This window comes from Gottschalkiaceae bacterium SANA (genome assembly GCA_036323355.1).
In the GTDB taxonomy this organism is placed as follows: Bacteria; Bacillota; Clostridia; order Tissierellales; family GPF-1; genus GPF-1.
In genome coordinates this window covers 1,664,834-1,679,215 of the sequence record AP028876.1, presented here as the reverse complement: position 1 = coordinate 1,679,215, position 14,382 = coordinate 1,664,834, and the positions used below count along the sequence as shown (strand labels likewise).

The 14,382-nt window shown below is 40.7% G+C and carries 10 protein-coding genes and 1 riboswitch; of the genes, 2 read left to right on the top strand and 8 right to left on the bottom strand.

Going from position 1 to position 14,382, the window contains the following annotated elements:
• Nucleotides 1-111: 111 nt before the first annotated feature.
• Nucleotides 112-291, bottom strand: a riboswitch (cobalamin riboswitch).
• A gap of 121 nt (nt 292-412) precedes the next feature.
• From pflA to AC25CA_RS07870, 3 genes are all read right to left on the bottom strand, one after another.
• Nucleotides 413-1,171: a pyruvate formate-lyase-activating protein gene (pflA, locus tag AC25CA_RS07880; protein WP_486816518.1), complete on the bottom strand. Its 759-nt coding sequence runs from the start codon at nt 1,169-1,171 to the stop codon at nt 413-415.
• A gap of 4 nt (nt 1,172-1,175) precedes the next feature.
• Nucleotides 1,176-3,422 (bottom strand): formate C-acetyltransferase, encoded by a 2,247-nt coding sequence (gene pflB, locus AC25CA_RS07875; RefSeq protein ID WP_486816517.1) that lies wholly within the window; start codon nt 3,420-3,422, stop codon nt 1,176-1,178.
• A gap of 181 nt (nt 3,423-3,603) precedes the next feature.
• Nucleotides 3,604-4,446: a DegV family protein gene (locus tag AC25CA_RS07870; RefSeq protein WP_486816516.1), complete on the bottom strand. Its 843-nt coding sequence runs from the start codon at nt 4,444-4,446 to the stop codon at nt 3,604-3,606.
• 178 nt (nt 4,447-4,624) lie between these two features.
• Here AC25CA_RS07870 and AC25CA_RS07865 point away from each other — a divergent pair, with 178 nt between their 5' ends.
• Nucleotides 4,625-5,194 (top strand): hypothetical protein, encoded by a 570-nt coding sequence (locus AC25CA_RS07865; protein ID WP_486816515.1) that lies wholly within the window; start codon nt 4,625-4,627, stop codon nt 5,192-5,194.
• A gap of 37 nt (nt 5,195-5,231) precedes the next feature.
• Here AC25CA_RS07865 and AC25CA_RS07860 read toward each other — a convergent pair whose 3' ends face one another.
• Both AC25CA_RS07860 and AC25CA_RS07855 read right to left on the bottom strand, forming a co-directional pair.
• The gene (locus tag AC25CA_RS07860) at nt 5,232-6,395 is read right to left on the bottom strand and encodes an amidohydrolase (protein WP_486816514.1); all 1,164 of its coding nucleotides are present in this window, start codon (nt 6,393-6,395) and stop codon (nt 5,232-5,234) included.
• Nucleotide 6,396: 1 nt separating this feature from the next.
• Nucleotides 6,397-7,569, bottom strand: coding sequence for an amidohydrolase (locus tag AC25CA_RS07855; RefSeq protein WP_486816513.1), 1,173 nt, complete (start codon nt 7,567-7,569; stop codon nt 6,397-6,399).
• A gap of 182 nt (nt 7,570-7,751) precedes the next feature.
• Between AC25CA_RS07855 and AC25CA_RS07850 the strand changes: the two genes are divergently transcribed.
• Entirely contained in the window at nt 7,752-9,641 is a 1,890-nt protein-coding gene (locus AC25CA_RS07850) for a helix-turn-helix domain-containing protein (RefSeq protein WP_486816512.1), read from the top strand.
• Between the two features lie 15 nt (nt 9,642-9,656).
• On the opposite strand, the gene htpG is transcribed toward AC25CA_RS07850, so the two are convergent.
• The 3 genes from htpG to AC25CA_RS07835 form a co-directional block, all read right to left on the bottom strand.
• On the bottom strand, nt 9,657-11,531 hold the full coding sequence (gene htpG, locus AC25CA_RS07845) for a molecular chaperone HtpG (protein ID WP_486816511.1): 1,875 nt from the start codon (nt 11,529-11,531) through the stop codon (nt 9,657-9,659).
• A gap of 184 nt (nt 11,532-11,715) precedes the next feature.
• The gene (locus AC25CA_RS07840) at nt 11,716-13,035 is read right to left on the bottom strand and encodes a 2-hydroxycarboxylate transporter family protein (RefSeq protein WP_486816510.1); all 1,320 of its coding nucleotides are present in this window, start codon (nt 13,033-13,035) and stop codon (nt 11,716-11,718) included.
• A 1-nt stretch (nt 13,036) separates the two neighbouring features.
• Nucleotides 13,037-14,224, bottom strand: coding sequence for an NAD(P)-dependent malic enzyme (locus AC25CA_RS07835; protein ID WP_486816509.1), 1,188 nt, complete (start codon nt 14,222-14,224; stop codon nt 13,037-13,039).
• Between the last annotated feature and the right edge of the window lie 158 nt (nt 14,225-14,382).

Genomic DNA, 14,382 nt, shown 5'->3' with positions numbered 1-14,382 from the left:
CCTCAAAAAAGCAAACAAAAAAAACCGTATCTCTCGATACGGTTTACAAGTTTCTAGTTTGAACTTGGCGTAAGTGCACGCGCCAAAAAACCACCCTTCCCGCCGAAGTTTAGAGATACATAACAAAAGGCAGATCTCCTGACTTACAGATCATCCTACTCACCAGCCTTCTCAGGTTTCCCCAATGGCATCCAGGTTTTCGTACTGCTTACAGTAGCGGGGGCTGTAACGGATTTGCACCGTTTTCCCTTTTCATCTTTCCTAGAAAGAACCTTTTATTCTATTAAATTTATCTATATCTTACCTGTGCTCCCAAGCAATGTCAATTCATCCTCATGAAGTCCCACATATAATCCTGATTTCGAACAAAATAGTCTCAAAAGGAATCGCAAAACTCCTGAATACAACCATTTCACACAGCTGGCACAAGTCCTATTCTCTTTTGATCCTGTATCAATTTCTCGCGAAGCTTGTCTTGATAGACCATTGCCAAATCGTGATTCATTTCTGGAATATCCTGTAAAGGAACTGCCATTTCTAATGCTTCGTATTTTTCTGCACCCATTTTATGATAGGGTAGAATTTCAATTTTTTCTATTTTTTTAGCCAAAAATCGAATCGATCTGTACAAATGGTCCATTGCATTTTTTGAATCCGTCAGTCCCGGTACCATCACGTGCCGGATCCAAACCTTTCCTCTAAAGTTAACCAAACGATTCAAAAAGGGATCTCTGCCCTTCATTTTCACACCCGTCAACTTTTGATGCTCTTTTCGATCAAAATGCTTGATGTCCAAAAGTACAAGGTCTACCAATTCCAGAATTTCATCGAAGTAGTTCTCCTGACCAAACCCACTGGTATCTAAAGCCGTATGAATTCCTTCCGCCTTAAGGAGTTTCAGCGTTTCAAGAAGAAAAGCTCCCTGTAGCAAGGGCTCGCCCCCCGAAAAAGTAACACCACCGCCCGAGTGTCGATAATAAGGAAGATATCTTTTCGCTGTCTGAACAATTTCCTCCGATGTCATTTCATCACCACCAGCAATTCGCTGAGTATCTGGGTTATGACAATAACTGCATCGTAAAGGACACCCTTGTAAAAAAAATACGGTTCGAACCCCTGGTCCGTCCAGCAATCCCATCGTTTCAATAGAGTGAATTCTTCCCATCATCATCCTCCTAAACAGCCTCGTGGAATGTCCGACTAATGACTTCTAATTGTTGCTCTTTTGTTAAGCGATTAAAGTGTACAGCATATCCCGAAACCCGAATTGTCAAAGTTGGATATTTCTCAGGGTGTTCCATCGCGTCAATCAACAAAGCCTTTTCCATCACATTCACATTGAGATGAAATGCTTTTTGTTCAAAATATCCGTCCAGTATTGCAGTCAAGTTGGCATATCGAACTTCATCCTCTTTTCCCAAAGCAGTTGGCACAATAGAGAATGTATTGGAAATGCCATCTTGACAAACACCTTCGTAGGGAAGCTTTGCAACAGAGTTCAAAGAAGCCAAGGCACCTTTTTCATCACGTCCATGCATGGGGTTAGCACCCGGTGCAAAAGGCTCTCCCTTTTGTCTTCCATCTGGAGTCGCACCGGTTTTCTTGCCGTAAACCACATTGGAAGTAATCGTCAAAACAGAAAGCGTATGCTCAGATTTTCGATAAGTCGGGTGCTTTTTCAGTTCAGAAACAAACTTTTCAAGCACTTTCACAGCCAATTGATCCACACGATCATCATCATTTCCATACTTCGGAAATTCGCCTTCAATTGCAAAATCCGTTGTAATGCCAAATTCATTTCGAATTGGCGTTACCTTTGCGTATTTAATCGCGCTTAAAGAATCGGCCACCAGAGATATTCCCGCAACTCCAAATGCCATGAATCGATGAACAGAAACATCATGTAAGGCCATTTGACCTGCTTCGTACGCATATTTATCATGCATATAGTGAATCGTATTCATGGTATTTACATACAAGTCAGCCAAGTACTCCATCACCTTATTGAATCGTTTCATTACTTCGTCATAGACCAAAACGCCATCTTCGATTTTCTCGATTCCTTTGACCATTTGAATTAAATTGCCCGCTTTATCCGTTTTCACTTCTTCATAGCCTTCATTGATTGCCATAAGCAAGGCTTTGCCCAGGTTGGCTCGTGCACCGAAAAACTGCATCTGTTTACCAATTTGCATGGCCGATACACAGCATGCGATGCCATAATCATCTCCATAGATCGGACGCATTAAATCATCGTTTTCATACTGAAGGGCACCCGTTTCGATAGACATCCTTGTGCAATAGCGTTTAAAGGCTTTCGGTAATTTCTCCGACCAAAGAATTGTCATATTCGGTTCTGGTGCGGAACCAAGGTTAGTCAATGTGTGCAAGAATCGATATGCGGTTTTTGTCACCATGGTACGTCCGTCAATTCCCATTCCACCGATCACCTCTGTAATCCATGTCGGATCTCCGGCAAACAGGGTATTGTAATCCGGCGTTCGCAAATGACGCGCCATTCTCAACTTAATCACAAATTGATCGATCATCTCTTGGGCTTGATTTTCTGTAATCACACCCATTGCTAAATCACGTTCGATGTAGATATCCAAGAATGCTGTATTCTTGCCAAGTGACATGGCAGCCCCATTATTTTCCTTGATTGCCGAAAGATAGCCGAAGTATAAAAATTGTACAGCTTCTGAAGCATTCTTAGCCGGCTGAGAAAGATCAATGCCGTAACTTAATGACATCTCTTTCATCGCCGCCAAGGCCCGTAATTGCTCATTAATTTCTTCGCGCAACTGAATCATTTCTTCAACTGCAGCCTGATTAACTAAATTGACAAAGTCATTCTTGCGTTCCTCAATCAAACGATTTATACCATATAAGGCAATTCGTCGATAATCACCAATGATACGACCTCGACCATAGGCATCAGGAAGACCCGTCATCAATCCAATCGATCGGGCTTTTCTCATATCAGGCGTGTATGCATCAAAGACACCCTCATTATGTGTTTTTCTAAATTGTTTAAAGTCAGACTTCAGTTCATCATCCATTTCAAATCCATAGGCTTTTAATGACGCTTCCACCATACGGAATCCACCGTATGGATTCATAATGCGTTTTAATGGAGAGTCAGTTTGATACCCGACGACAACCTCATTTTCTTTGTCTAGGTAGCCAGGTTTAAAATTATTTATTCCGGAAAATGTTTCCGTATCGACACCAATAATGCCTTTTTTAATTTCCTCAGCAATCAGGTTTTCCGCCTTTTCCCATAGAAGTGTTGTTTTTTGACTCTTTCCTGTCAAAAATGCCTCATCACCCCGGTAAGGAGTATAATTTTTTTGAATAAAGTCTCGTACATCGATGGTTTCTTGCCATTTCCCCGAGTTAAAGTTTTCCTGATTTTTCATCGTTTATCCCCTTTCAAGCCTAAGAATCTTGCGATATGGTTATTATACGACATATTTTCAGGAAAAATTGTGATTTCACTCACAATTTAGGAAAAACCCAATTTGTTTTCCAGCTTACAATTTATTGTTTTCCCATTAAACAATAAAAGAGTCGAAATCTTCGAAGATTTCGACTCTTTTTCTAAAATGCAAGTACAATGCCCCCATCTCCCGCATAGACCGTACTGAGACCATTGGTTTCAAAAATCTTAATCTCTGCAAAAGAGAACTGTCCTTCAGCAAGTGCTTTAACCTGCAAAGCCTTTTGCTTTGCATTGCAATGAGAAATATACAAGATTCGATCCTCTAGATTTAAATCTTTTCCACGTTCCTCTATTGCTGTCATCAAGTCCCTTAAAGCCTTCTTGGTTCCCCGGCTCTTTTTATATAAAACGATTTCTCCATTTCCATCATCCCCTAAAACAGGTTTAATATGTAAAAAAGCTGCAAATAGACCAGCCAGTTTTCCCATTCGTCCATTCTTCACTAAATTAGATAAATCTTCTAATACAAATAGTGTTTTGACGGTTTTTGCATAGGCTTTTGTAGCAAGAAACAGTTCTTCCATCGTTTGAAAACGCTCTACTTCTAATGCGTCCTGAATATAGTATGCAATAGCCGTTTCTCCTGCAGAAGCACTTAAGGAATCAACCACAAAAATGTCCTTGTCTGGATTCTCCTCTAAATAGATTTCTTTTGCAATTTTCGCACTATTATAACTGCCGCTTAAGTTTGACGAGATTGTCACAACAAATATCACTTCCGCATCACAAGTGAAAGTATTAAGAAATGCTGCCGGTGAAGGACAAGAAGATTTAGCGGCAGTCGACTCCTCTTTCATCAGTAGAAGCAATTCCATCTGCGTCTTTTCATCATCATGAAAACTCACATCACCAACTTTTATCTCAAAGGGTACATATGCAAATTCTGAATCGCTACCCGGTTGCAAATCGCAAGAAGTATCCACTACAATTCTAACTTTCATTCCCACTCACCTCTTATTATTCAATAAAATTTATTTTATCTTATTTATAACAAAAAGTAAATGCAGGTAGACTTTTCAACTGATTGGGCGGTTTTTTATGACTTTCCTTGCCAATTAAATGACACCTGTTTCCAGTCCAGTAAAAACGGGTATTTTTTTATCAAGAAGGGAGCCGCCTATGTTAAAGCAAGAACAACCTATGGAAAAAGCCTTACTATACCGTCGTTTTCTGATGGCAACCGTTCTTTTTATATTTTTTTTGGTTCTTATTCTCCCGAATTCTTCCCAAAAAAGTTCTGATCTTCTTGGGGATGCTAAGCTCCCGGACACTAGTCTGTTTTACTCAGGCCAAGAGATTTATCAAACAGCGGGCACAATCGGAGAAGAAGGACGAGCCTTCTATGTTCGCCAACGCATTACTTATGATTTCATTTGGCCACTTGTTTATGCCTGGTTCCTATATTCTTGTCTCCATTTGGTTTTCCAGAATTCAAACCAGGAGGTTTTGATTAACAGCATTCGATGGCTCCCCATAATCGGATTAGGCTTCGACTATGCGGAAAATGCTTTTGCCATCATAATCATGCTCTTCTATCCAACACAATTGGTCTTCGCAGAAAAATGGCTCCCCATCATCAGCTTGATCAAATGGTCTGCCATCGCTACAGCCTTCATTCTGATCGTTACAGGTGTCGTTATATGGGCAATACGAACCGCACGCGGACGCGAAGCTTCACGTTGGGAATAAGTAGTAAAAAAAAGGAATGCATAAGCATTCCTTTTTCCTATTTCGCATAATTTAAAAAATCAAAAGCATATTGCACATACAATGCCGTTCCATGCACCAATGAATTTTCATCGATATCGAATTTTGGATTATGATGTGGGTAGATGACATCTTTTTTAGGGTCTGCAGTTCCAACGAAAGCAATCAATCCAGGTACACGGCAAATATATTCAGCCATGTCTTCGCTTCCTGTTGTCTTAACCATGGGCTGAACAGCCTCTGGGGATAGAATTTTACCAACCGATCCAGCTGCAATCTTTGAACAGGTTTCATCATTAATCAAGGCAGCAACACCAAAGGAATAGTCTATTTCAATTTCCGCACGATAAGCTTTGGCAACTTCTTTTGAAACCAAACTAATATTTTTTTCCAATTCAACTCGAAGTTCTGGGGTAAAACACCGTGCCGTCCCTTCTAATTTCGCTTCCTGGGCAATCACATTAAATCGTGTTCCACTTGCAAAACGTCCAATTGTTACCACAACAGGTTCAAGGGGCGAACTCCTTCGGCTAGCAATGGTTTGAAGATCTCGAACAATCGCTGCTCCTACAACTACGGCATCAACCGTTTCATGCGGATTGGCACCATGGCCACCCTTTCCCTTAACATTAATGACATAGTTGTCACTAGAGGCCATTCGAGGACCTGCTTCCACAGAAACAACTCCTGTAGGTAAATCTGCCCAGAGATGGATTCCTAAAATTCCATCGACACCTTCTAGACATCCATCTGCAATCATCGCTTTAGCACCCTGAACATACTCTTCTGCAGGTTGAAATAACAATCTGACCGTTCCGCTAATTTCGTCCTGTTTGCTTTTCAATATCTTCGCGGCGCCCAAAAGCATGGCCGTATGACCATCGTGGCCACAGCCGTGCATCATTCCATCAATTTCTGATTTGAATTCTAAATCATTCAGTTCTATAATTTCTAAAGCATCCATATCTGCTCGTAAAGCTATTGTTTTACCTGGTTTTGCACCAGGTATCCAAGCCATCACACCCGTTTTTGCAATTCTTTTATATTCGATCCCCATGGCTGTTAATTCTTCGATTACGCGAGAGGACGTCCACTCCTCTCCCCAGCTGGGTTCTGGGTGACGATGAAACTCTCGACGAAGTTCTCTTACATATTCCTCTTGAAGTAACGCTTCCTTCATCATTTTATGCCTCGCCTCCTTCTGCCAAGAAATCATAAGCAACCTGAGCATAAAGCGCTGTTGCCACTTCTAAACTGTCTTCATCAATATCAAACATAGGATGGTGATGCGGGTAGTACTCCGCCGCTTCTTTTTTACACCCAACCAAAGCCAAAACGCCAGGCACTTGATCCATAAAGAAAGAATAATCTTCGCCCACATTTAATGCAGGAAAGCTCTGAATTGCTTCTTTCGAGCGAATTTTTTCTACAGAACCAGCTGCTATTTCAGATATTTTCTCATCGTTGATCACGGGGATTACCAAAGTTTCATATTCCAATGTCGCCGTCGCACCATGTGCAAAGGCTGTATGTTGGCACACCCGCCGAATTCGATCTTCGAATAAATTATTGACTTCGTGGTTATAACATCTTGTTGTTCCAATGATAACAGCATCTTCTGCAATTACATTGTTTCTGCTTCCTGCTTCAAATTTCCCTACGCTTAACACGGCAGGATCTGAGGGATGAATCTCCCTACTTACGATGGATTGCAGATCAAGTACAATCGAAGATCCAACAACAACAGCATCAATGGTTTGATGAGGCATTGCCCCATGACCACCTTTCCCTTTGACTCTAATTGTGAACTCCCCAGCAGATGCCATACGGGGTCCCGCTTCAACACTTACCTTTCCACACTCCAAGCTATTCCATATGTGGATGCCAAAAATAGAATCAACCCCATTTAAAGCCCCTTCGGCAATCATCTTCTTTGCACCACGAGCAACTTCCTCAGCTGGTTGAAAGAAAAGTTTTACGGTTCCCTGTAATTCAGATTGGATTTCCTTTAAAACCTTGGCCGCGCCCAATAAAGATGCCGTATGACCATCGTGTCCACAGCCATGCATAAATCCGTCATTCTTAGAGCGATAAGGTACATCGGCAATTTCCTGAAGATCCAAAGCATCCATATCCGCACGCAAAGCAATGGTTTTTCCCGGTTTCCCTCCCACAATCGTACCAATCACACCAGTATTTGCGATCCGTTCAAAAGGAATTTCTAGTTTCGTTAGTTCTTCGATCACGCGTTTTTGTGTTCGCACCTCTTCTAAACTTTTTTCGGGGTACATATGAAACTCACGTCGTAGATTGATTACGTAGTCCTTACATTCTTTTGCAGATTCTTTGATTGTCATAGCTTCGCCCCTTCCTGTTTCGTTCCATTGTATCATTTCCGCCATAAAATATGAACTTTTCGAAACATGTATGGTTTGATTATATCGAAACTCCTCCTTTTTTTCTATGTTGTGTACAACTAAATATTACATATATGTTTGTGCTTTTGATATAATAGTATAATCAAAGCAAGGAGGCGCCCATGGATCACGAAAAAGCTCTACTCAATAAGATTAATAAACTCGAAACCCTTTTGGAATCTGTCAAACTCTTAAACTCCACGCAAGATATGCCCGATATCCTCCAGTCGCTTTTAACAGAGTCTATCTCCAATATCAAAGATGGTGATGCGGGTATTATCTTTTTGTACAACGAGGACTTAAATTGTCTTGAGGCAAAAACCTATATCGGCTTTGAATCCGAGATGGGAAACCTTCAGCTTCAACCCAACGAATCGATTACTGGTATGACTTTCACTCAAAAAAAACCTTTACGGTTAAATAGTGCGAAAGATATCTCTGCCATCACAAGCACCATGAGTCCACGATCTCAAAAAACGATCAAACATGTTTTCCATGAGATTTTCCCTAATATACACAGCACCATCTCTTGCCCACTGATTTTTCGAGACCGTTGCTTCGGTGTTATTGTAATTGATGGTTTCCGAGAAGATGCAAAATTAACAGAAGAAGATTTAATATTTTTAGAATCCATCTCCATTCAAGCGTCCGTTGCGATCAATAGCGCCATGAGTCTCGAGAGAGAAAGCAAGAACTCAGCCGATTTAGAAGAAAACAACCGCACAATTGAGATGCAAAAAAATGCCTATAAGTTTACTCTTGATCTCCACACAAAATTCACTAATATGATTCTTCATGGGTGTGATCCCGTCGATATCTTACAAGAGATGTCTCGACTGATCAAACTTGATACAATATTGGTAAGTCCCCTCTTTGCAATTATCGGTCATCATTTACCGAGTACCCAGTCCTTGAAACAACTCGAAGCTTCACGACTTGATTGGGCGGGTCGGCTGTCTCAGATCCAGCCGACTCAATTTCTTGATCCGAAAGTCCCCTGTGTCATCCGCTTTCTACCCGTCTTAATCAATCAAGAAAATTATGGATGGCTCGGTATTCTCAATCCACCCGAGCATCATGCAGAAAAGGAATCCATTGCCATTGAAAGAAGTCTCGCAGTCTTGGCCTTAATCCTCTTAAAAATTCAGGATATTCACTCCACCGAGCTAAGAGTAAAAGGAGAGTTCCTTGATACGCTCTTGGCTTATCGAGACGTTGAGTTTATTCACCGCACCATCTCAAACTATGGGTATCGCAAAAAGCAACTCCATGCCCTGCTTGTAATCGACCTTGAACCCCTCAATACCACAAGTAACTCCAATCCCTTGCTCACTCATTCAACAAGTAATATGAAAGCCTTACAAGAGCAATTTATCAAAGCCCTCCACCCCCTATCCTCGCAAATAATCCCCTTTCTCAAGGGCACACAGTTGATTTTTTTATTGGAAAGCAATCAAGACTTAGATGAAAATATTGAAGCGGACGCTCTTTGGGAAATGCTTGCAAAAGATCCACTTCTTTGGTTACTCATTAAAAAAGAATGGCGATTACGTGCAGGCGCAAGCACACTATTTAGAGACCTAAGAGAATTCAAGGAAGCCTATCTACAGACACAATACGCCATAGAAATCGGTACGATCTATCACAAAGATGATTTCTTGGTCTTCTACTCACAACTAAAAGTGAAACGCTTTCTATTAAATAACGACAATAATGAATTACAGCAATTCGCACTGGATACCCTAGGTCCATTGATTATTTACGATCAAAAATCCAATGGTCGTCTTTTAGATACCTTGAAAATCTATATCCACACCAATAATAGTTGGACAAAAACAAAAGACCAACTATTTATCCACGGAAATACCTTAACTTATCGATTAAAGCGAATCGAAGAAATTCTTGAACTTCATCTTAATGACTACAGCGATCGCTTGAATATTCAAATTGCCTTTGAAATTCTTGAACTTAAAATTTCGCATAAAAAATCACCCTCAGGAATTCTCTCCTGAGGGTGATTTTTCCAACTATTTCATAATTTCACAAATCTGATTGGTAAAGGCAACCGGATCTTCGATTGGCAATCCTTCAATCAATAAAGCTTGTTGATACAACACATCCGTATATAAAGCAAATTTTTCCGGATCATTCTTATACGCATCCTGTACCGTTGTGAAAATTTCATGATTGATATTGATTTCCAAAACCTTTTCAGCCTTCACTTCCTGATCGGTTGGCATAGCATTAAGAATTTTTTCCATCTCTATGGATACTTCACCTTCACTCGTCAAACATACTGGATGAGTTTTTAAACGTTTCGAAGCTCGAACAGCTTTTACTTTGTTGGATAAGTGTTCCATCATCGAAGTAAAGATTGCTTCGTTTTCAGGAGATTCTTCCACTTGTTGGTCTTCTTCCGTTTCAAGACCTAAATCATTTGCGGAAACAGACTTGAATTCCTTTTCCTTGAAATCTCTCATGGTTTGAATGGCAAACTCGTCAACCTCTTCAGTAAAATAAAGAATCTCGTAGCCTTTGTCCAAAACCATTTCTGTTTGAGGCATCTTCTCAAGACGTTCGATCGACGCACCCGTCGCATAGTAGATATACTTTTGTTCTTCTTTCATACGCTCTACATATTCCTCTAGGCGAACAAGCTTTTTCTCAAACGATGACGAAAATAACAATAGATCTTGCAAAAATTCTTTGTTCGAACCAAACTCACTATATACGCCGTATTTCAATTGACGTCCAAAAGATTCGTAGAAAGCTTCATATTTTTTGCGATCGGATTTCATTAATTTTGTCAGTTCGCTTTTCACCTTGGATTTTATGTTTTTTGCAATCAGCTTCAATTGTCGATCATGCTGCAGAACTTCCCTCGAGATATTCAAAGATAGATCCTCTGAATCAACAACACCTTTCACAAAACTGAAATAATCCGGTAAAAGGTCACTGCATTTTTCCATAATCATTACGCCACGGGAATAGAGTTCCAATCCCTTTTCATACTCCTTCGTATAAAAATCATATGGCGGTTTCCCTGGAATAAATAACACCGCATTATAACTCACATTTCCATCAATACTAGAATGAATCGTTCGAACGGGTTGATCAAATCCAAATCGCTTTTCGACATAGAAGTTCTGATAGTCTTCATCCGTCAATTCATTTTTATTCTTTCTCCAAATCGGTACCATACTATTAATGGTTTCATTCTTCGTTACATCTTCATATTCCGATTCCGTACCTTCTTTCAATTGGCTTCGCGTTATCTCCATTTTGATTGGGTAACGAATGAAATCAGAGTATTTCTTAATAATGGCGCGAAGTCGGTACTCTTCTAAATACTCATCAAAGTTCTCGTCTTCAATATTTTCCTTCAGGTCCATAATAATATCGGTTCCCACGGATTCCTTCTCACATGGCGTCACCGTATATCCATCAATCCCCTGCGATTTCCATTCATAGGCAAACTCGCTGCCGAAAGCCTTGCTTCGAACAATAACCGTGTCTGCAACAAGAAATGCTGAGTAGAACCCAACCCCGAATTGCCCGATGATATCAACACCGTCTTTGCTTTCATTTTCTTCCTTGAACTTTAAAGATCCACTTCTAGCGATAACACCTAGATTTTCTTCCAGTTCTTCTTTGGTCATTCCAATTCCCGAATCCGATAACTTCAATTGTCTTTTTTCCTTGTCTACAGACAAGGTGATATAATAATCTTCTTTGTTAAATTGGATAGAATCATCCGTCAACGCCGTATAGTAAATCTTATCAATGGCGTCGCTTGCATTGGAAATCAATTCTCTTAAGAAGATTTCACGATGCGTATAAATTGAATTGATTACCAAATCCAATAGTCGTTTTGACTCTGCTTTAAATTGTTTTTTTCTCATGGATTTCATTCCTTTCAGTAGTTTTTGTTAGCACTCCATAACAGTGAGTGCTAACTCTCTACTACATTTATACTCCTTTCCCATCCCCTTGTCAAGTCTCCCCAATCAAAAAAAGAGTTCTCGATTCGAGAACTCTTTTCTATCGCTCAATTAACCTACTTACACCTTCTGACTTTTACCCATTCTACATAAACAATTTCAATAAGGCTGTTGCCAAGATGATAATAAAAGCACCGCCTAGTCGAGATGAAATCTGAGCAAATGGCATTAATTCCATTCTTTTCGATGCTGATAGTACCGCAACATCACCAGTTCCACCCATATTCGCCATACAAAGCCCAGCAGTGATCGCTGATTCAATCGGATAGAAGCCCATAAAGTAACCAACAAAACCTGAGCCAACTACTGCTCCAAAAATCACGACTGCTACCAAAACGATATACTGAAGGGTAAATGCACTAATCACAGCCCCTAAGTCTGTGTATGCCGCACCAATACCAACCAACAAGGCCGGTGTCCATGCCACCATGACAAATCGGAAGAAGTAAAAAGCGCCCTCTTCATATTTTCTTGGTAGAATTCCCAGAGCCTTAACCGCTGCAACTGAAATGATCATCAGTGCATAGGAATGGATCGGAAGGAAGGCGCCAAGGATTTTGCCCAACACGTAGAAGCTTGTCGCCATCAACATGCCTAGCGCCATTCCTTCTAAGGTGATTTCAGACTTTTTCTCATCAGTAGCTTTGAAATCTTCATCCTGTACGCGCATCAGTTCCCCGTTACCGGTCAGTTTTTGGTTTTTCTTGCCGATCCGGTTTAAGATGCCTGCTGCAACGATTGCCATAGCATTTCCCATTGCAAGCGCTGGAATCATAATAGAAAGCATTTTTGATACATCAACATTCATGACTTCGCCAAACATTTCAGATAAAGGTACGGCTCCAGCACCCATGCCACCACCCATAATTGGTACACCAATATATAGAATGGCTTCTTTAACTCCATATCCAATGAGTCCGCCGACAATACCAACAAGACCCAAAGCAACTACAATGCCTCCAAGAATCGCTGGCAGATATCGAAGGGATGCCTTCATTAAAAGTTTTCGATCCATCCCCAAAATACTTCCTGTGATCAATGCTGCAATATAAAAATTTAAGAATCCGCCTGCCTTAGTAAAGGTAACCACAATGTCAGTCACTGCAGTTGGTATGATTTGATAGGTAAATAATGCCGCACTTCCAAAGATGATTACGATCGGACCACCGCCAAAAAAATCTTTAATGATCGGTGTCCGGTTCCCTACCTCATTTAAAATTGCTCCCAGCACCATCATAAATGGAACGGCACCCACTAAGCCTTTTGGTAAAACACCCATCACTGTCGCAACGGCAACAATCATAGAGAAAGTCAAAAAAACAGGTATAGACATGCCCATAATTTTATACCCTTGTTCCTCCTGAATCGAATTACCCGAACTTGTCATTTCATTTGTTGAGACCATACTATTCCTCCTCCTTACTTATTTTTGCTACACCACTCATACGAGCAGCTTCAGCAACAGCCTTTGAAACTCGCTCTGCTACACGCGGATCGAAGGGATCAGGAATGATATAAGTATCTGACAATTCATCATCCTCAATAATCGATGCGATCGCTGTCGCAGCAGCAATTTTCATTTCTTCATTAATATCACTGGCACGAACATCCAATGCTCCGCGAAATACACCAGGGAAAGCCAAAACATTATTGATTTGATTTGCAAAATCCGATCTGCCCGTTCCAACAATTCTCGCACCTGCCTGCAAGGCTAAGTCTGGTAAAATCTCAGGTGTTGGATTGGCCATAGCGAAAACAATAGCTTCTTTGTTCATGGAGGCAACCATCGCCTTAGTCACGACTCCTGGCGCTGAAACTCCAATCAGCACATCGGCACCTTTCAATGCGTCAGCAAGCAAGCCTTGTTGATTATCTGGATTTGTTCGATTAGACAATTCTTCTTTTAGAAAATCCAGTTCATCCATACCTCGGTAGAGTATGCCCATACGATCACAAACTAAAACGTGCTGCGCACCCATTGAAAGCAAAATCTTTGTTATTGCACTACCCGCAGCTCCAGCTCCATTCACAACAATCTTAGTCTCTTGAATGCTTCTTTTTGTCAGCTTACATGCATTCATCAAGGCTGAAGCAACAACAATTGCAGTTCCATGTTGATCATCATGAAATACAGGAATATCCAATTCATCTTTCAGACGTTTTTCGATCAGAATACACCTCGGTGCAGAGATGTCTTCCAAGTTTATTCCCCCAAATGTCGGTGCCATAGCTTTGACTATTGCAACAATTTCATCCACGTCTTTCGTGTCTAAGCAAATCGGAAATGCATCTACATCTGCAAATTCTTGAAACAATACTGCCTTTCCTTCCATAACAGGCATTGCAGCTTCTGGTCCAATATCACCGAGTCCCAGTACTGCCGTTCCATCCGTTACGACCGCAACCAAATTCCCTTTTGCCGTATAGCGATATACCTCCTCTTTTCTTTTTGCAATTTCCCGACAGGGCTCTGCAACACCAGGCGTATACACGACACTGAGTTGATCATTTGTTGCAACAGGCACCTTGGACCGAATCATTAGTTTGCCTTTAAACGCTTCATGTAATTCTAAACTTTTTTTCTTGTAATCCATTTTCTCACTCCTCTTCCTGTTTCTTGTTCTCATGATAACGTTTGCATTCAGAAAATTCTACTTTTGGTCATTCTCATTTAATTGTCTTCATACTCCTCATTTTTTGGTCATAATGTGAAAAAGATCACAAAATCGCATATGAATTCATGCGGTTCTGT

Coding starts and splice junctions, on each gene's coding strand:
- pflA (WP_486816518.1), bottom strand. CDS start 1,171: ATGATGATGGGAAGAATTCACTCTATTGAAACGATGGGATTGCTGGAC.
- AC25CA_RS07865 (WP_486816515.1), top strand. CDS start 4,625: ATGTTAAAGCAAGAACAACCTATGGAAAAAGCCTTACTATACCGTCGT.
- AC25CA_RS07840 (WP_486816510.1), bottom strand. CDS start 13,035: ATGGTCTCAACAAATGAAATGACAAGTTCGGGTAATTCGATTCAGGAG.
- htpG (WP_486816511.1), bottom strand. CDS start 11,531: ATGAGAAAAAAACAATTTAAAGCAGAGTCAAAACGACTATTGGATTTG.
- pflB (WP_486816517.1), bottom strand. CDS start 3,422: ATGAAAAATCAGGAAAACTTTAACTCGGGGAAATGGCAAGAAACCATC.
- AC25CA_RS07860 (WP_486816514.1), bottom strand. CDS start 6,395: ATGATGAAGGAAGCGTTACTTCAAGAGGAATATGTAAGAGAACTTCGT.
- AC25CA_RS07855 (WP_486816513.1), bottom strand. CDS start 7,569: ATGACAATCAAAGAATCTGCAAAAGAATGTAAGGACTACGTAATCAAT.
- AC25CA_RS07870 (WP_486816516.1), bottom strand. CDS start 4,446: ATGAAAGTTAGAATTGTAGTGGATACTTCTTGCGATTTGCAACCGGGT.
- AC25CA_RS07835 (WP_486816509.1), bottom strand. CDS start 14,224: ATGGATTACAAGAAAAAAAGTTTAGAATTACATGAAGCGTTTAAAGGC.
- AC25CA_RS07850 (WP_486816512.1), top strand. CDS start 7,752: ATGGATCACGAAAAAGCTCTACTCAATAAGATTAATAAACTCGAAACC.